We start from the raw sequence: 17,541 nt of genomic DNA on the forward strand, positions 1-17,541 counted from the left end.
GCTCGGCGCGGGCCTAGAATGAATGGCATGAGCACTGCACCAAGGCTGGCTGCCGCCAAACGCGACTGGGGTCATGACGAGACCGGCTGCACAGTGCTGCATATTGATATGGATGCGTTTTATGCCTCGCTTGAAGTGGCAAGGCATCCCGAGCTGAAAGGTAAGCCGGTGATTATCGGCACCGGGCCGCGCGCAGTGGTTTCGGCTGCAAGCTACGAGGCACGACGGTACGGCATCAATTCAGCCATGCCGGCTGCCCGCGCACACCAATTATGCCCAGACGGTATCTTTCTGCCGGTGGATATGCGTTACTACCGCATGATGTCGCATCGCATTATGCACGAGGTGTTCCTGACTGTCACCGACCGCTTTGAGCAGGTTTCCGTGGACGAAGGGTATATGGACGTATCCGCTGCACTATTGCAGTGGGGCAAGCCAAGCGCGATTGGCGCGTGGATTCGCGAACAGGTCTCTCAACGCTTTCACGTGACTTGTTCGGTCGGCATCGCGGCTAATAAATTGGTGGCCAAGATGGCTTCCACGAACGCCAAACCGGATGGCATGCTGCTCATTCCCGCTTCCCGTTCCGCTGAGTTTGTGCAAATGATGCCATTGCGCGGCATTCCCGGTATTGGCCCTTCGCTGGAAAAACGTCTGAACGCTTGGGGCGTTGCATCGGTGGCGGAGCTGTCTCGTATGGATGAGGCAACGCTAACTCGCGCCACTGGATCGGCGGCAGCGGCTCGTGGCCTGTGGGCCGCCTCTCATGGTTTGGATTCACGCACGGTTACAACAGTGCGCGAGGAGAAATCCATCGGCTCGGAACGCACGCTGATGCAGGATACGCGCGATATGCGCGTGGTGTGCGATCTGCTGCGGTCGGCTTGCGATGAAGTGGCCGGCACCTTGCGGCGTAAGGGTTTGGTGGCGCGCACGCTTACCGTCAAGCTTCGATTTGCTGATCTCAGCTATCAGACCCGGTCGTTTACGATGGAACGCCCGACCGATACGGCCGGCATACTGTACCCCGAATGCGTGCGGCAACTGAAAATTATGCTCGGCATGCCACTTGCCACCGGGCCGGATAGTATGCTGCCGAAACTAATTCGATTGGCCGGCATGAGCACCTCGTCACTCAGTGAGGCAGCTTCCACCGCCGTGCAACCTTCCTTGGATGACATGCTCGAAGAGAGCGTCAACGCACGCGGAAGCACTACACAGGCGCGTCGGCATGACGCCGAGGCAGCGCTTGATGCTGTACGCCGCAAGTTCGGCAGCGGAGCCGTGAAATTCGGGGCATAGGAAGCTATGCTGCGAGTCGTTGGCAGGCTTCCTTGACGGCCTCATCAGTAGCGGTGGCGGAGAAACGCAAATATGCAGGGGCGCCATAGAACTCACCAGGGCTTGGAATAATGCCGATTTCGGCAAGCTTGGCCATATCGGTCCAGCAGTCGCCGGACTTGGCTCTCACCCACACATAGAGTGCGCCGGCAGGCATGCGCACGGAATCATAACCGTATGCTTTCAGCGCCTCGACCAGTGCCGACAGACGATTATGGTAGCGAGTCCACTGCTGATGCACCGATGCGGAATCACGCAGACCTGCAGCCATCGCTGCCTGCACCGGGCCCGGAATAATCTCGCCAATCTGCTTGCGGTATTCACTCATCTCGCGAATCAGACGGTAGTCGCCAGCAATCAATGCCGTACGATAACCGGCCATATTCGACTGCTTGGAAAGCGAATACAGCACCAAGATGCCATCCGCCGAGCCTTCGCAAACCTGTGGGTTCAAAGCGCACGGTGTGGCGGACAAAGCAAACGACCGGTCAACGGCAGCCGGCTCATTGGATTCCGGTTCGGTATTCTCGAGCGTTCCAGCAGAAGAACGTACTGAACGCCAATCCATCAACGCATAGCATTCATCGGACAGCACTACTGCACCGATGCGTCGGGCTGCGGCAACGATGTCCGCGAGCCAATCCGCTCCTATGACCTCACCTGTGGGATTGCATGGTGAGTTGATCCAAATGGCTTTGACATGAGGCACGTTGGCCCACGAATCAACATCGGTCACGTCATCAACTTTGAGCACGGTAGCGCCAGCCAGTTGGGTGCCGATTTCGTAGGTCGGGTATGAAACCTTGGGCTGCACCACTACATCTCCAGAATCCAGATGCAGCAGGCTGGCCATCAATGCCACAGCTTCCTTGGAGCCCACAGTTGGCACAGCTGCAGCATTGATGGACTTCAAATCCACACCACGCATGGTGCGGAACCAATCATTGATAGCAGCCTTAAGGTCCGCGGTGCCAGCGGTGACCGGATAGCCATGTGCATTGGAAGCATCGGCTGCTGCGATGAGCGCCTGCTGCACGCTGGAGGGCACGGGGTCCACGGGAGAGCCGACCGATAAATCAATCATGCCGCCAGGTACGGTTTTTGCCGTGGCCTTGTAGCTGGCGATGCGAGACCAGTCGTACGGGGATGAGTATGCGTGGAAGCCCATTGGAACCCTTTCTTCGAAGCGCTTCTCTTAAGATACGACGAACCCCCGGCCAGAGAGGTCGGGGGTTCGAGATGTGTGATCGGCATTCGCTCAGTAATCACTGATTCTGCGGAGGCAGTGCAGCCACCTGCTCGGGATCCTTGCCAATCGGACCATTGGCGGAAGCACCGCCCAAATCGCCCACTTCGGCAAAGAAGCTGACTGCAGCATCCTTGTACCAAGCCCACTCATCCGGCAGATCATCCTCGTAGAAGATGGCTTCAGTGGGACACACCGGTTCGCATGCACCGCAGTCAACGCACTCGTTCGGATTGATGTACAGGGAACGGGAGCCCTCGTAGATGCAGTCGACCGGGCACTCGTCCACGCAAGCCTTGTCCTTAACATCCACGCAAGGCTGAGCAACAACGTATGGCATGGAATCCTCCTTGAAAATAACGCTGTGTCAATTCTAGGCTCGCGGCCGGACGCTTTGACGCAGCGTCAGCAAACGCATCAGCCGTTGATGGCCTTATCGGTTTCAGCGGAAAGTTCTTCGCTTAGTTCACCAGTACCAAGGCGAGCATGGCGATAACCGTAGCCGAAGTAGATGGCAAAACCGACCACAAGCCACACCACAAAACGAATCCAGGTGAGCACGGTCAGGTTCAGCATCAGCCACAGGTTAGCCAAGCCAATCAAAATCGGCACCCAAGGGTTACCCGGAATCTTGAAAGCTCGAGGCAAATCAGGGCGCTTCTTGCGCATGATCGGAATGGAGATGGCCACCAGCGTGAAGGCGGAGAGTGTACCGATGTTCACCATGTCGGAGAGCACGCCGATATCGAACAGAGCGGCGACCAGAGCCACCACAACGCCCACGGCAATCTGCAGGCCAGCAGGAGTGCCATGCTTACCGGTCTTGGACAGGCTGCGAGGCAGCAAGCCGTCACGGCTCATGGCGAAGACGATACGGGTCAGACCGAGCAGCAGCACCATCACCACAGTAGCGAGGCCCAGAACGATGCCGAAGCTGATGATCTTGGCCGCCCAGTTGGCACCGACCAACTCGAATGCAGTGGCGAGCGACGGGCTATCCTGCTGGGCGAGCTCCTTGTATGAGACCATGCCGGTGGTCACGATGGCCACGAGCATGTACATGATGATGATCAGGGCCATGCCCACACCAATGCCGAGTGGCACGTTCTTGTGCGGATCCTTGGTCTCTTCGGAAGCGGTGGCCACCACATCGAAACCGATGAAGGCGAAGAACACAAGTGCCGCACCAGAGAGGATGCCCGGCACGCCATAGATGGACGGCACCATGCCGGTGGCCCACTGCCACAGCGGCTGGCCCATCACGCCGGAAACGGCCGTGGAGCTTTGCACGCTGGATGCCGGTTCTGCCGGTGGAATGAACGGCGTGAAGTTGGAGGCCTTGACGTAGAAGAAGCCGACGATCACCACGAAGAACACGATGGCGATCTTGAGCACGGTCATAGCGCCATCCACGCGGGCACCGATCTTGGTGCCGAAGACGAGCAGGGTGGTGAAGAACGCCACGATGATGATCGGCGCCACGTCAATGTGGAAAGAACCGAATGTCAGGTTGGTGTTGGCGTTCCAACCCATGAGTCTCATGAAGTCATTGAGGTAGACGCCCCAATATTTGGAGATCACGGAACCTGCCATGAGCATTTCCAGAATCAGATCCCAGCCGATGATCCACGCCATCAGCTCACCCACCGTGGTGTAGGTGAAGGTGTAGGCGGAGCCGGCCACCGGAATCATCGAGGCGAATTCGGCGTAGCACATCACGGCGGCGCCGCACACCACGCCAGCAATCAGGAAGCTGATGATAACGGCCGGGCCGGCATGGAAAGCGGCGGCCTGCGCGCCTACGGAGAAGATGCCGGCGCCGACGGCCACGGCGACGCCCATAATAGACAGATCCCACCAAGTCAGGTTGCGCTTGAGCTTGCGGCCCTCTTCACCTGTTTCGGCAATGGTCTGTTCGACGGATTTCGTACGGAACAGTTGCATAAAGCCTTCTCTTTCCTCTAGAGCGCACCTGAGCACGCAAAAACAACAAAACGAGTATAGAAGAGGCTACGTGACTTGTCTATTACCTATCGGTAACTTCCCTACACCTACTTATTCAGTACGCCAACGCACACCGGCTCCGGAACCAGCTCGATACCGAATGCCTCACGTACGCGCTGCTGCACTGTGTGAGCAAGCTGCTCAATATCCTTGGCCCGAGCTCCTCCGCGATTGGTAAGCGCTAACGTGTGCTGCGTGGAGAGGCTGGCCGGAGCATCGGAGGCAACGGCAAAGCCCTTATGGCATCCGGCATGGTCAATCAGCCATGCGGCAGAAGTCTTGATGCCGGGGTCGCCGTTCGGCAAAGTCGCATTAAAACGTGGCGCATCTTCAGGCAGGTTCTTCGCCTGATCGGCAGGCAGAATAGGATTCATGAAGAACGAGCCGCAGCTGTGGCGATTGTAGTCAGGAGCAGGCAGACCATCTTCGGTAGGCTCGATGTGCGCCGCTTCATTAAGCGCAGACAAACGCTGCAAATCAGCCAGAACATTGTTCTCACGCTTGGCATCAGCCATTGCCGGCAGCGCATAGCGCGTGGGATCCTCAAGCATGCCTTTGGCAGCACGCACATTGAGTACTGCTTCGCGAATATCCTTGGTGGACATACGATCGCCGACTTCAACGCCGAGTGCTTTGGCGAGCTGACCGTACCCCACAGTGCCTTGCTCGGAATGGGTCAGCGCAAATGTGACGGAGAGTACCACATAGCGCGGGGTCGGGAAGAATTCGTTCGCCGGCACTCCGGGAGCCTGGTACATGCTGGCCTTGAGCGCCGAGTAGCGATAGCCGAAGTGGAGATCTTCGGACGTCAGGTCACGCGTGGTTTTGGTTTTGCGATCCCAGACTTCCACTGATTCCACCGATGTGGCCACTTCCTGACCGTAAGCACCGATGTTCTGCACCACGGAGGCGCCAACCGTACCGGGAATGCCGGAAAGTCCTTCTACACCTTCGAGCCCGATTTCCACGGTAAAGGCCACGAAATCATCCCAATTGGCGCCGGCTTCGGCGTTGACGTGCACGGTGCGGTCCTGCCCTTCCACTGGGGCTGCCTCGTCCGGAACAGTGATGAGCTTGCGCGCGTCACGCACTACCACACCGTTAAACGGCTCATCGGCAATCAGCATATTTGAGCCTCCGCCGATTACCACCAATGGCAGGCCCTTGGAATCAGCATCTTCAACGGCCTCAATCAGGCCAACACGTGTGGTCGGCTCAATAAAATGGGCGATTTCTCCACCCACACCCATAGTGGTGATGTCTGCAAAGCTAGTCATGCTTTCCTATCCTAGCGGTTGTGGAAAATACGGAGTGAAATGATACGAAAAAACCCAGCCACATGGGCTGGGTTTGAAGTTTATTATCGTGCGATCAACGAGTCTCGCGGTGCACGGTCTGCTTGCCGCAGCGCGGGCAGAACTTCTTGAGCTCAAGACGATCTGGGGTGTTACGACGATTCTTGGTCGTAATGTAGTTGCGCTCCTTGCACTCGGTGCAGGCCAGCGTGATGCCCGGACGGATGTCGGCGCTCTTAGCCATTCTCATTCACCTCTGTGTTTACTAGGTATAATTTGCGCCCACCGGTTAGCGGGCGCAGTTTGTAGCGAGGAAGAGGCTCGAACTCTTGACCTTACGATTATGAGTCGTACGCTCTAGCCAGCTGAGCTACCCCGCCAGAGAGCCCCGAGTGAGAATTGGACTCACGACCTCTTCCTTACCAAGGAAGTGCTCTACCACTGAGCTATCGGGGCGTGGCGGATAGTGGATTCGAACCACTGAAGCACGAAGCGGCTGATTTACAGTCAGCTCCCTTTGACCGCTTGGGAAATCCGCCAGTCTGTTTCCCGCTGCGGTGTTCGACCTCAACAGGCAACTCGGATATATAAACACATCTGGCGGACGCGCGCAACTTTAGACACGATTTCGGCGTGTCGCAACAGCTTCCACTACCCGTTACTGGAGCTGTTTTCCTTGAATTTTCAAGGAAAACCGGTTAGAAACCAGCAGCCTTAAGCTTGGCGCATACGTCGATGACCAGATCGTTGGCCTCCACTTCTCCGATGGAGATGCGAATGCCTTCACCAGAGAAGACGCGCGTGGACAGGCCAGCAGCCAAGAACTGCGCGGCGGCCTCATCCGTCTTCTCCCCCAACGGCAGCCAGAAGAAGTTCGCGTACGGCTCCGGGAATTCCCATCCCTGATCCTTCAGCGCAGCCACCACACGGTTGCGTTCGGAAATAATCGACTTCACTCGATCGGTCAGCTCATCGTAGGCGTTGAGGCTGGCGAGCGCCGCGGTTTGAGCCACATCGGTCACGCCGAAGGGCAATGCCACCTTGCGCATACCGTCAATCACGTCTTCCGGAGCAATGCCATAACCGATACGCAGACCGGCCAGACCGTATGCCTTGGAGAAGGTGTGGGCCACCACCACGTTCGGGAATTCACGGAACAGATCCATAGCCACGGACGTATCGGCATCCGTATTGAACTGGAAGTATGCTTCATCGAACAATACGAGCACGTCGGAAGGCACTGCTTCCATGAGTCGATGCGCGTCTTCGGCAGCCACGGAAGTGGAGGTCGGATTGTTCGGGTTGTTGACGATAACTAAGCGGGTTTTCTCGTTGACCGCGTTGATCAGACCATCGATGTCGTGCGAGCCGTCCGGCAGATTCGGCACCTGTACGCTGGTGGCACCAGCGCCGGCCACGATAATCGGGTAGGCCTCGAAGCTACGCCACGGGTACACGACTTCATCGCCGGGGCCTGCAACTAGCTGCACCAGCTGAGTGATGACCTCGGTGGAGCCGCAACCGAGCACGATGTTTTCCGGCTTGACGCCGATTTCCTCGGCCAGACGCTCCACCACAGCCCAACCGCGCATATCCGGGTAGCGGTTCAGGTGCGGCAACGCGTGACCTTCAATGGCCTTGACCACGCTGGGTAGCGGGTCGAATGCATTCTCGTTGCTGGAAATCTTGAAGGAGCGCTGGCCCTCAACCTTGGGAGCCGGCTTGCCCTGCTTGTAGGAGGGGATGGTGTCAATAATGCTGCGATGTTTGAAACTCATGGCCCCATCCTATACCGTTTTTCTTTTCCGCTACTTATAAAGCCCGAATTTGCGCGGTTTTCAACAGTCCAATATGTTCGCTGCGCCCGCCGAACGCGGCAGCAGTGGCATTGCGGGCTGCGGCGAGCGCCATGTCCGCACGTGCCGGATCTTCTGCCGCTATGGCTTGGGCAATATCCAAGTCGGTATCGGTGGGTTTGGGATGCGTAATCAGCTGTTGATTACGGCTGATAGCACCATGCCGCGCATGACGGCGAACTGTTCGACGTGCTTCTCGCCGAATCAACCGCCATACAGCCATCCATGCATTACTGGTCAATTCTTCGTCATCCGGATGGGCTTGGGCACGAGCCACGATGCGCAGTACCCGGCGCCGGCGCACCCAACGCAACCATCGCGGTACCGCACAACCTATTGCGAATAGGGCCACCGCTATTGCCGCGAGCAGCAGCACACGCACCCATATCGCCTTGGCCGCATACCAATCGGTTATCGCATTCCAAGTGTTTCCGGAATCATGAGCAGCCTCGTCAGTGGTGTGCTGTTTGGAGGCATTGCCTGCGGCTTTGGAGGATTGTGCTGCATCGGTATTGCCGTTTTCCTCGGATGATTCCGGTGAGCTTGGATCCGGGGAAATCGTCACTTCTGGAACATCAGCGTCATTCGAGGAGTCAGCGGTGTTAGCGCTGGAATCAGCGTCCGAGGAGGCAGAACCGTTTTCTGTGGTGGCCGGCGTCACGTCAAACGGCACCCAACCCACACCATCCAAATAGGCTTCCACCCATGCGTGCAGTTGCTTGGACTGCACGGTGAAAAAGCCATCTTCGCTACGTGGCTCCACACCGGCGTTGTACCCAAGCACCATGCGCGTAGGCACACCCAGCGCACGCCCAAGTACCGCTAAAGCCGAAGCGTAATGTTGACAGTATCCCGAATGTCCGTTTTCCGAATCCAGAAAATCATTGATGACCTCCAGATTATTCCGCCCGTCGCCGTCCGGGGCGTCAAGCGAATACGTGAAATGGTTCTCGGGATTGGTGAAGTATTCCACCAGCCAGCGCATCGCGCGCGCCTGATCGTCGTAGCTGGAGCCGGTGACGGGTATCCCATCCGCCTGCGCCTGCTTGATTACGGAACGAATATTGGCCGGCAGCTGTTTGGGCAGTGCCGTATATCGGCTTGTATGCGCCCGCTTATCGCTGCGCTCAGCGTACTGCTGCAATTGTTCGATGAACGGATTACTCACGTCGCCTTCACTACCGGGCATGACCGAGAACGCGGCAAGTTCCGAATGCGTCTGCCGTAACGTCTCAATGGCCTGTCGCTCCCACATATCCTGACCGTAGAACGTGGACACGCTACTGTTCATGGGCTGTGCGACCACCGCGTCGGTAATGGGCATAGCGAGAACAAAAGCGTTCGCTTCTCCTGCGCCGATAACGTAATCGTCTCGCCCGAAGCCCAGTTGACTGACTACGGTGTCGTCGAAAACAATGCCGCTCGGCATGTTAATGACCTGGCCGTTGACGGTTTGCGTCTCTCCGCCACCATAAATGACTTTTCCTAGATACCAGCCTGACGGCCCGGTAATCGCACCGTCGGAGCCGATAGCGGCATTAATAATCAACAGATTGCCTTGCACACTAGCAAGTCCCGTATCGGCAAGGTTCCGTCGCGCTTGCTGCCAGGCCTGCTTCTCTTCGTTGCTGGAAGAAGTCCGGTTCCCCATCAGACTGTTTTTCGCATCCGTGATTACGGACAACTTGCTGAATCCGCTTGAATTCGTGATGGGATCGATGTCGGTACCGAAAACGGTGTACGAGGTGTCCGCGGATGTTCCTGACGTACGGTTGTATACCGTGCCGTCCTGATACATAAGCCAGTCGCTGCCCGCACCTTCCACATACGTAGCCATGCCGGGAACTGGCAGGAACCGTGATTTGAGTGTGTCGATGCGCACAGTGGCGTTCACCATGAACTGTTCGAGCGTGTTCTGGTTCGTAGTGACTACCTGGTAGCCGCCGTACCCGAGGACATACATGTACAAGCTTAAGGGGTTCATACCGCGTCGCTGTTCACGAGTGAGCTCGTCTTCGCTATTGCGACCAAGTTGGATACCCGAACCGTATAGTCCGGCGTCAATCGCAATTTCACGGTCGTATCCCCAGGAGTCACCGTCGAAGTTATCCAGTGTGGTCAGTCGCAGATAACTGCGCTTATACGACTGATACGTCAGCACCGTAGTATCCGATCCGGCGGTGATGTTTCGCTTCAAATCAATCATCGGGCTGACGGTGTTCGAAGTGAACATACCGCCGCCTTCGCCGATGGACAATGGCACCCGATACGCCAAGTCGGCGGCCGGTGCTGTAAGCGGCAGAGTGATGGCAACGGCGAGCGCGGCAGCCAATAGCGGGGTGAGTTTCAGGATGCTGCGTGACGCAGAATCCTTACGACCTCGCAGGTTGGTCTCAAGCTTGGCATCAGGATGCGTGCGTTCAGGGTGCGCGGACCAAAGCAGCAGCGGGAAGGACGCAATCACCAGACCAATGGCCCACAATGGTGCCGTATGGCCGGCGAGCGCATAATCCGCGGCCAACGCCACCACCGGCAGAGCGGCCATAACAGGCTGGGCAGCGCGCCAAAGCAGCACGAAACGAATCAGCAGACCTGCAGCGGCAACAAGTATCAGCAGGAATAAATCCGCATGCCCCACAACCTTCAATGGCGGCAATTGCAGATTAAGCGAGTTGAAGCCACTGGTTACAGCGCTTATATATGAGCTCCACGAATCCGCAAGATTCGCAGCCAGATTGCCCTTCGACCAGATTTGCGCAAGCGTATCGTGCAGATGAATCACGGAAAGCACTGCGACGGCCAGCGCTTCCGCTATGGCGAACATCGCAATTCTGAGCGTATCGATCACCCATCGCGGACGGTGAATATGATTCGCCAAATACGCACTCTGCATCGTACTTCCCGCGGCAATCACCATGAAGACGGCTGCGGCGAACCATATCCACATGCCTGTTGGCTCGATGAGGCCTCTCAGTGCATTGAGAGCGACAATAAAGCAGATGAGCAGGGGAAGCCAGCCCCTTGTAGACGAGAAAGACTCGCTTGGAATCGTTTTCTTGGGGGCAAACTCCACTACAAGGGGTTGCACCTCCATCGCATCAACCACAAGCGACGGACCTTGGGCAGCGAGACGCCGAACGACCGCTTCACGGGACGGCGCCGACCCCGATTCCACAGGGCACGCTGCAGCCAGGAATCGGTCAACGTTCGCTATTCCTTCATGCGATTGAATGCCGTCCGTGGCGATGATGCGCTGCTTTCCCGCCGCGCGCACAATAGGCAGCACGGAAGCCACTTGAACATCGAGCTGTTGGGCGCTCACATCGGTGTGCAGCACCACGATAAGCGTGGGGCGGGCATCACGCCCAGTCTCGCGCGTCATCAGTTCGCCGCGCCGAGCCGTGTGCTTCCAGGAAATAAGCTTCAACGGATCGCCGGGAGCATAGGCGCGCACACCGCCGGATGGTTCCTGTTGGCTCGTGCCGGCCCGTCTCGCATCAGCCACGATATCGGCATCGTCCGCAACGGCTTGGACTTGCGGCAATATCAAGGTTTCATTCGTCATCGGCATGATTCGCGTTGCCGCAATCAACCCCAATGGAGCTACCCAATGCACCAATGTATTGACGGTAACGTATCGTCCACGTCGGTCCGCTGGCGGTTCACCTGCAATACGCGCCACTACGCGCCCAGATTGGTCCCGTTGCTCAATTTGCCGGCGATACCGGGGGTACCCGATGGCGATTACGCCGAACCATTGCAGCACAATCATCACCACTGAACAGAGGAACAGCACCGCAATAGCAATGGACACATCCATCAGTGTGCGTTCATCCAGCAGCAGACCGCCGAAACAACTTGCCCCACCCGCAGCCAGCAGAACCAGCCCGCCAATAGTCGGACGAATGAGTCCATGTCTGCGAAAATGATGCCGCCGTAATCGTCTGCGCGTAACCATCATTGATACTCACACACCGTCAGGCGCGAGGCACAGGCGTACTGGAGACAATATCGGCAATAATCTGCCGAGCATGTTCTAAATCGCTGGAACCGAAACCGGCATCATCCAAAACCAGGCGATGAGCCAAAACGGGAACCGCCAACGCTTGCACATCATCCGGCAGCACATAATCACGACCATTGATGAATGCGCGAGCGCGAGCCATTGCCGCCAAATGCAGGCTGGCACGCGGCGAAGCACCATAGCGCACATCTTCACGTACGCGAGTCACACGAGTCAGCGCCACGATATAGTCAGCAACCGCATCGGCAATAACCACCGTACGAACCGCATCGCGCAACCGCCCGGCCTCCTCAGCGCTGCAGATCTGAGTAACACGCTCCAACGGATTGGACCAATCGGTAGCCGTCAGCATTGCCGCCTCCGCTTTGGCTGACGGATAGCCGAAACTCGTGCACGCCATGAAACGGTCAAGCTGAGCTTCCGGCAGCGGATACGTGCCTTCCAATTCAATAGGATTCTGCGTGGCGATCACCAGATACGGATTCGGCAACGCATGCGTGTTGCCATCCACACTGATTTGCCCCTCACTCATAGCCTCCAACATGGCGGACTGGGTTTTAGGATTCGCGCGATTGATTTCGTCGGCAATGACGATATTGGCGAACAATGGTCCTGGATGGAACTCGAATTCATGCGAATCCCGAGAATAAATGCTCACACCAGTCAAATCACTGGGCAACAGATCAGGAGTGAACTGAATACGGCGCGCTTGCCCGCCAATAGCTTGCCCCATAGCGCGTGCCAATGTAGTCTTGCCAACGCCCGGCACATCCTCAAGCAGCAAATGACCGCCAGCCGCAAACGTAGTGACCACAAGATCAATGACTTCACGAGAACTGGATAATGCGGAAGCAAGAGCATCGGCGATGCGCACAAGAGCCGCAGCAGATGGAGCTTCGGCTTCTGCATCGCCCTGAGCAGCTTCAACCGGCTGAGTAACAGCGTTGGCAGTGGGATTGACGGGAACAGTCATGGCAGCCTCTTCCATAGGGACTTCACCGCCGACCAACGGACGTGCGGCGCACCGGAATACAGGCAAAGATAGTGCCCGGTATTCCGCTATCCAGTGTACGTGTACCCCACCTGCAGGCTCAAATACGCTATGAGCATGAGAAGTATGCAAAATCCCGGCCGTTCACGAAGAACAACCGGGATAAAAAGCGTTATGTTCGCGCTATCTAGCTGCGTAAGCTAGCTCAGCCGAGGATGGCCAGCACATCGCGAGCACCGATGATGAGGTAATCCTCACCCTCGTAGTGCACTTCGGTGCCGCCGTACTTGGAGTACAGCACCTTGTCGCCAACCTTGACATCCATCGGGATGCGCTCGCCCTTGTCGTCACGACGGCCCGGGCCAACGGCCAGCACTTCACCCTGCTGCGGCTTCTCCTTGGCGTTGTCCGGAATGTACAGGCCGGATGCGGTCTGGGTCTGGGCTTCTGCCTGCTTGACGATGATCTTGTCTTCCAACGGTGTGAGCTTAATCGACACTGTGGGTCACCTCGTATCTGCTTGTAGTTCAGTTCGATAATGCCGCGCCAGAACGCCTCAAGAGGCTGACGATCACTTGCGTTGTCCCTTTGCGCTAGGACACATGGTAGCGCGATTATTAGCACTCTGCCAACTCGAGTGCTAACGCTGTGAGAGAAAATCAGTTACCGCGGCGGGCAAGAATCGAATCAAGACCTACGCTCAGCGATTCGGAAGTGGCAGCCGGGGCTTCCACTTCGGCATGGGCCTCACGCTCATTGAAGGATTCCTGATCCTCAGCTGGCGCATTGTCCGCGTTCTGCTCAGCGTTCTTGTCATCGGCAACAGCTGCATCTTCTGCATTGGTGTCAGCAGCTGCTTCCGCAGCGGCAGCCTGGGCATCGTCAGCGGCCTTCACCGCACGAGCCTCATCAATCAGCTTGTGCGCAACTTCAACATCCACAGGTTCAGCCTTGGAAACCTGACGCGTGGACTTGATCTCCAAGCTTTCCGGAGCATTGCCTTCATTACGCGGCTCTCCCAGCGAGAAGGAAATAAGATCCTGAGATGCGGCCATATCAAACACATCCAGCGCACGAGCCGGCTTGACGGATGTCAATTCAGACGTCGCATCGGCGGATTCCTGGTCACGCTCGTCGCGAACAGTAAGTGAAGGCTTGTCAACGATATTGGATTTCGCAGCTGTTCCCGCATCAGATGCAGATGCCGAGCTCTGCACATTGGCGTCCTCGGACTTAGCCTGGGCGGCGGCCTCACGCAACGCTTTGGCCTTGGCTTGTTCAGCTTCCGCGGCACGCAGTACACGGCGAATCTGACGCTGTTCCATCACCTCAGTAGAAGCCTCATCATTGGCATTGGACTGATGTTCCGCCTGTGCAACAGCTTGAGCAGCAGTCACACTCTTTGCTGCAGAGGATTCAGCCTTCGCAGCCTCGACCGCGGCCTTCTGCTGCTGGCGCTTAGCCAGTTGAGCCGAGCGCCTACGCGACTGCTCATAGCGATGCACCTTACGCTCCCATTCGCGAGCGTGGCGTGCCGCATTCGCGCCCAAAGCAAGCACTACAAGAGTCAAGGCAAACGGAATCAGCGCGAACAGCGGGCTGAAATGCAGAGCAAAGGCAAGCACCAGCACCACTACCGTCACAGCGAGCAATACACCAACCAGAATCTGACGACGCTTAATGGACTGCTTGCGCAGCTCACGCACATGTGCAATATGCGCCGGTGTCAGCTTCGCTGACGTTGTAGATGCTGGCATTGCTGCCCCTTTCGCCTCACGCGGCTTGACATCGCCGAACCGTCTGCCGTCCTCCGCTTCCACAATGCGCAGCGAGGGCGAGTAGCGATCCTGCCGGTGTTCGGCTGCACGCTTCATACCGTTGGCCGTACGTGCAGGCAGCCATACGGCAATAACAATCACCGCGATCACCAGCACGATAACAGTGCTTAGTGACTCGTAACCCATAGAGTCAAGAATAGGAGACGCCCCGACGAACTTGTGGGTTACTCGCCGGGCGTGTCGGATGATGAACGCGATTGCAGCAGACGCGCCGTGAATCCCGTTCCAGCATCCTCGGCCAGCAAGGCGAACGTCACATGGTCGCGCCAGTGACCGTTTACATACATATACCGTTCACGAAGCCCCTCATGATGCGCGCCAATCTTGCGCACCACAGCCAGCGATCGAGCGTTCTCAGGCAAAATGGCGATTTCCAATCGATGCAAGGCGGGGCCGAATGGGTCGGTCAGCGCCCAATCAGCCAACATGGCGAGAGCCATCGGCGCAAACCCGCGCCCCGCGTAACGCTGATCAACCCAATACCCCACCACTCCGGTGCGCATGGATCCATACGATATGGCCCCTAACGAAATCTGGCCGACAATACGCATCTGATATTCAATGGCGAACAGCGCACCGGTGCCATGCTGCTCATTGCGACGCATGCGTTGCAACCACTGGTTGAAGGTGATGATTCCCCCATGCATCGGGTCGCCGGATTCCCAAGGTGCCAGCCAATCATTATTACGCCAACGCACTTCGTTCCACGCTTCCTCATCATCCATAGTGAGTGCGCGCAACACAATAGGGCAACCGGGATGGCTCAGGCGCGGCATGCGGATCTGATTATCCGGCCGGAACGCCTCTTTAATGGTCTGGAATACTGACACGGCCCCTTATTGTAGCCGTGCTACGTTGTGCGATATGAGTGGTGTAGAGATTACGGACACAGCGAATAAGCAGGCGGCTGTTGCTTCAACAGCGCACAAGGCCGCGGCTGAAGCCGCTGATAAATTCGAGCTGCGGCATCAGGCTCTGGCAAGACGTAGGCTCACTTCTGTTCAGGAGCGCCTCGACGCCGGCCGCTCGCTGGTCCGAACGCTCACGCAGGCGCTTGCAGCCGAGTCATTCACACAGCTGGTTTGTCCGGGAAACGTCGTGGCGGCTTACGTATCGATGGGTACTGAGATTGAAACCCGCCCGCTGCTGGCTTGGCTGTTGGAACGCGGGTGCAAAGTTCTTGTGCCGAAGCTGGGCTCCGGATTGGAAATAGGCTGGAGCGTGCTGCAGTCGATGGATGACTTGCGTGCCGTGGATGGACATGGTCATTTGCGTCCGGATGAGCCGGATGGCGCTGTATTGCCGCCTGAGGCTCTGGCTCAAGCCGATATGGTATTCGCTCCAGCGCTTGGCGTTGACTCGAGGGGCTTCCGGTTAGGGCGTGGAGCCGGCTGGTATGACCGCGCATTGGCCGCGCGCCAACCGGGATGTCCATTAGTTGCCGTCTGTTGGCCGTGGGAGGTTCTGGAAGACGACCTGCCGGCCGAGCCGCATGATGTTCCCGCAGATGCTGTGCTTACACCAAGTGGATATCACATGTTCACCGTCCAATAATCCGGTGGCTGAACTGTCAGGGCAATGACTAGGATATGAACGGTTGCTTGGCATGGCATTGAGCTGTGCGCGTTTGTTTGTATTTGTGTGGAGGAATCCGTTGCCTACTTATCATTACCGCTGCAAGAACTGCGGCTACGATTTCACCGAACAGCAGTCATTCTCCGATGACCCGATTACCGTGTGCCCGAAGTGCGCTCAGGAGCAGGTACGTAAGGTGTACTCGGCTGTACCGATCGAGTTCAAGGGTCACGGCTTCTACCGCACGGATAAGTCCGGCAAGTAAGTCAGTAAGTCACTTAAGCGGGGCATTTTCGCGGTTCATCCGCTGAGGTGCCCCGTTTTTTGCGTGGCGGGGCAAAACATCGAATGAGTCCTCGAAATGATGCGGAATGTGGATAACTCGGCAAGCTAGAACCACATAGGCCGGTTGAGCTTGCGCTATCGGAAACACTCAGGTCACCATGAGCATATGGTGACCTTTTCTGTATTCTCGAAACTCAATCTTCCGCCCACCGGCTCGCTGCGTCAGCGCCGCATGCGGTATACACTGCGGCGTATTGCGGCAGCGGCATGCGCGGGATTCGCCGTATTGTTTGGCTTGCAAGCCTTAACCTCACATATTGCCACAGTGCCTGTTGTGGTGGCAGTCCACGATATTGCGCGAGGCGGCACTATTGGTGCTTCGGATGTGATGATTCGCTATATTCCTCCGTCCGCCGTCAGCGATTCGATGCTTGACTCAGTTGATGATGCGGCGGGACGAATCGCGTATACCGATATAGCGAATGGCGATCCGATACTGAAACAAATGGCGCGCAACGCTCCGGTGGCACCGAAAGGTACCACTGTTCTGGAAGTGCGGTTGACCAGCACAGCCGGTGATTTGACTCCCGGAGACCATGTGCAATTGGTGTCTGCCGTGGGTTGTCAAAACAATCAAAGCGCACAGCATTTACGCAGCGATGAAGCAGATACGACTGATGCTTCACGAACTGCCGCACCAGAAGAAAGCTGCGTACTCGCCGAGGACGCACTGGTTATGGGCATCAACAAAACTGCCGACGCATCGTATACGGATGGTCGGCAATTGGTGTCGTTTGCGATAGCGCCGAATGCTGCGGCACAGGTAATGCAGCTTCAGGAAACAGGAGCAATCATGGCCGTAATGCACTGAGCCAACTGCTATCACTATTGTTTTTCATTGAACACAGCCCAGTGAGGCGGCAGCTCGCCGAGGATACGCTGGTCATCGTCGGCTTGGCGCTGCTGAGCGGTTTGCATGTCGCCAGGCTCGAGTTTGACGCCATCGGCATCAAACCGCTCAGTGCCTTTCATCACCACACGCTTATGTTTGCGCGGAGTGCGTCGTGTTGCCGAATATTCAGCCAT

At 57.1% G+C, this 17,541-nt stretch carries 16 protein-coding genes and 3 tRNA genes; 4 read left to right on the forward strand and 15 right to left on the reverse strand.

The window, feature by feature from the left end; genetic code table 11:
* Positions 1-27: 27 nt before the first annotated feature.
* The gene (dinB, locus tag BISA_RS04765; RefSeq protein ID WP_033890539.1) at positions 28-1,302 is read left to right on the forward strand and encodes a DNA polymerase IV; all 1,275 of its coding nucleotides are present in this window, start codon (positions 28-30) and stop codon (positions 1,300-1,302) included.
* Between the two features lie 4 nt (positions 1,303-1,306).
* Here dinB and dapC read toward each other — a convergent pair whose 3' ends face one another.
* The 14 genes from dapC to BISA_RS04835 form a co-directional block, all read right to left on the reverse strand.
* Positions 1,307-2,509 carry a succinyldiaminopimelate transaminase gene (dapC, locus tag BISA_RS04770; protein ID WP_033890540.1) on the reverse strand — a complete coding sequence of 401 codons (1,203 nt, stop codon included), beginning with the start codon at positions 2,507-2,509 and terminating at the stop codon, positions 1,307-1,309.
* Positions 2,510-2,606: 97 nt separating this feature from the next.
* Positions 2,607-2,927, reverse strand: a complete 321-nt coding sequence (fdxA, locus tag BISA_RS04775; protein ID WP_033890541.1) for a ferredoxin — start codon at positions 2,925-2,927, stop codon at positions 2,607-2,609.
* Between the two features lie 77 nt (positions 2,928-3,004).
* Positions 3,005-4,531 carry an amino acid permease gene (locus BISA_RS04780; protein WP_033890542.1) on the reverse strand — a complete coding sequence of 509 codons (1,527 nt, stop codon included), beginning with the start codon at positions 4,529-4,531 and terminating at the stop codon, positions 3,005-3,007.
* Between the two features lie 107 nt (positions 4,532-4,638).
* Positions 4,639-5,868 (reverse strand): UDP-N-acetylmuramate dehydrogenase, encoded by a 1,230-nt coding sequence (locus BISA_RS04785; RefSeq protein WP_033890543.1) that lies wholly within the window; start codon positions 5,866-5,868, stop codon positions 4,639-4,641.
* A gap of 94 nt (positions 5,869-5,962) precedes the next feature.
* Positions 5,963-6,130: a 50S ribosomal protein L33 gene (rpmG, locus tag BISA_RS04790; RefSeq protein WP_007053013.1), complete on the reverse strand. Its 168-nt coding sequence runs from the start codon at positions 6,128-6,130 to the stop codon at positions 5,963-5,965.
* 62 nt (positions 6,131-6,192) lie between these two features.
* Positions 6,193-6,266 (reverse strand) — tRNA-Met (locus BISA_RS04795).
* 4 nt (positions 6,267-6,270) lie between these two features.
* A tRNA-Thr gene (locus BISA_RS04800) sits at positions 6,271-6,342 on the reverse strand.
* 1 nt (position 6,343) lies between these two features.
* Positions 6,344-6,425, reverse strand: a tRNA-Tyr gene (locus BISA_RS04805).
* A gap of 159 nt (positions 6,426-6,584) precedes the next feature.
* Positions 6,585-7,664 carry a histidinol-phosphate transaminase gene (locus tag BISA_RS04810; protein ID WP_033890544.1) on the reverse strand — a complete coding sequence of 360 codons (1,080 nt, stop codon included), beginning with the start codon at positions 7,662-7,664 and terminating at the stop codon, positions 6,585-6,587.
* A gap of 34 nt (positions 7,665-7,698) precedes the next feature.
* Positions 7,699-11,703, reverse strand: a complete 4,005-nt coding sequence (locus BISA_RS04815) for a transglutaminaseTgpA domain-containing protein (protein ID WP_081890012.1) — start codon at positions 11,701-11,703, stop codon at positions 7,699-7,701.
* Between the two features lie 16 nt (positions 11,704-11,719).
* Positions 11,720-12,739, reverse strand: coding sequence for an AAA family ATPase (locus BISA_RS04820; RefSeq protein WP_081890013.1), 1,020 nt, complete (start codon positions 12,737-12,739; stop codon positions 11,720-11,722).
* 223 nt (positions 12,740-12,962) lie between these two features.
* On the reverse strand, positions 12,963-13,256 hold the full coding sequence (gene groES, locus BISA_RS04825) for a co-chaperone GroES (protein WP_033890546.1): 294 nt from the start codon (positions 13,254-13,256) through the stop codon (positions 12,963-12,965).
* Between the two features lie 160 nt (positions 13,257-13,416).
* On the reverse strand, positions 13,417-14,721 hold the full coding sequence (locus BISA_RS04830) for a hypothetical protein (RefSeq protein ID WP_033890547.1): 1,305 nt from the start codon (positions 14,719-14,721) through the stop codon (positions 13,417-13,419).
* A 38-nt stretch (positions 14,722-14,759) separates the two neighbouring features.
* On the reverse strand, positions 14,760-15,425 hold the full coding sequence (locus tag BISA_RS04835; protein WP_033890548.1) for a GNAT family N-acetyltransferase: 666 nt from the start codon (positions 15,423-15,425) through the stop codon (positions 14,760-14,762).
* A gap of 34 nt (positions 15,426-15,459) precedes the next feature.
* On the opposite strand from BISA_RS04835, the gene BISA_RS04840 reads away from it, so the two are divergent.
* The 3 genes from BISA_RS04840 (at position 15,460) to BISA_RS04850 (ending at position 17,326) form a co-directional block, all read left to right on the forward strand.
* The gene (locus BISA_RS04840; RefSeq protein WP_081890014.1) at positions 15,460-16,149 is read left to right on the forward strand and encodes a 5-formyltetrahydrofolate cyclo-ligase; all 690 of its coding nucleotides are present in this window, start codon (positions 15,460-15,462) and stop codon (positions 16,147-16,149) included.
* A 100-nt stretch (positions 16,150-16,249) separates the two neighbouring features.
* A complete protein-coding gene (locus BISA_RS04845) occupies positions 16,250-16,435 on the forward strand; it encodes an FmdB family zinc ribbon protein (RefSeq protein WP_033890549.1) in 186 nt (61 codons plus the stop codon).
* Positions 16,436-16,621: 186 nt separating this feature from the next.
* Positions 16,622-17,326 carry an SAF domain-containing protein gene (locus BISA_RS04850; RefSeq protein WP_051917342.1) on the forward strand — a complete coding sequence of 235 codons (705 nt, stop codon included), beginning with the start codon at positions 16,622-16,624 and terminating at the stop codon, positions 17,324-17,326.
* A 14-nt stretch (positions 17,327-17,340) separates the two neighbouring features.
* Here BISA_RS04850 and BISA_RS04855 read toward each other — a convergent pair whose 3' ends face one another.
* On the reverse strand, positions 17,341-17,541 hold the full coding sequence (locus BISA_RS04855) for a hypothetical protein (RefSeq protein ID WP_033890552.1): 201 nt from the start codon (positions 17,539-17,541) through the stop codon (positions 17,341-17,343).

This window comes from Bifidobacterium saguini DSM 23967 (assembly GCF_000741715.1).
Taxonomy (GTDB): Bacteria; Actinomycetota; Actinomycetes; order Actinomycetales; family Bifidobacteriaceae; genus Bifidobacterium; species Bifidobacterium saguini.

Coding starts and splice junctions, on each gene's coding strand:
- BISA_RS04785 (WP_033890543.1), bottom strand. CDS start 5,868: ATGACTAGCTTTGCAGACATCACCACTATGGGTGTGGGTGGAGAAATC.
- dinB (WP_033890539.1), top strand. CDS start 28: ATGAGCACTGCACCAAGGCTGGCTGCCGCCAAACGCGACTGGGGTCAT.
- BISA_RS04840 (WP_081890014.1), top strand. CDS start 15,460: ATGAGTGGTGTAGAGATTACGGACACAGCGAATAAGCAGGCGGCTGTT.
- BISA_RS04855 (WP_033890552.1), bottom strand. CDS start 17,541: ATGGCTGAATATTCGGCAACACGACGCACTCCGCGCAAACATAAGCGT.
- dapC (WP_033890540.1), bottom strand. CDS start 2,509: ATGGGCTTCCACGCATACTCATCCCCGTACGACTGGTCTCGCATCGCC.
- rpmG (WP_007053013.1), bottom strand. CDS start 6,130: ATGGCTAAGAGCGCCGACATCCGTCCGGGCATCACGCTGGCCTGCACC.
- BISA_RS04820 (WP_081890013.1), bottom strand. CDS start 12,739: ATGACTGTTCCCGTCAATCCCACTGCCAACGCTGTTACTCAGCCGGTT.
- BISA_RS04810 (WP_033890544.1), bottom strand. CDS start 7,664: ATGAGTTTCAAACATCGCAGCATTATTGACACCATCCCCTCCTACAAG.
- fdxA (WP_033890541.1), bottom strand. CDS start 2,927: ATGCCATACGTTGTTGCTCAGCCTTGCGTGGATGTTAAGGACAAGGCT.
- BISA_RS04850 (WP_051917342.1), top strand. CDS start 16,622: ATGGTGACCTTTTCTGTATTCTCGAAACTCAATCTTCCGCCCACCGGC.
- BISA_RS04830 (WP_033890547.1), bottom strand. CDS start 14,721: ATGGGTTACGAGTCACTAAGCACTGTTATCGTGCTGGTGATCGCGGTG.
- BISA_RS04780 (WP_033890542.1), bottom strand. CDS start 4,531: ATGCAACTGTTCCGTACGAAATCCGTCGAACAGACCATTGCCGAAACA.
- BISA_RS04815 (WP_081890012.1), bottom strand. CDS start 11,703: ATGATGGTTACGCGCAGACGATTACGGCGGCATCATTTTCGCAGACAT.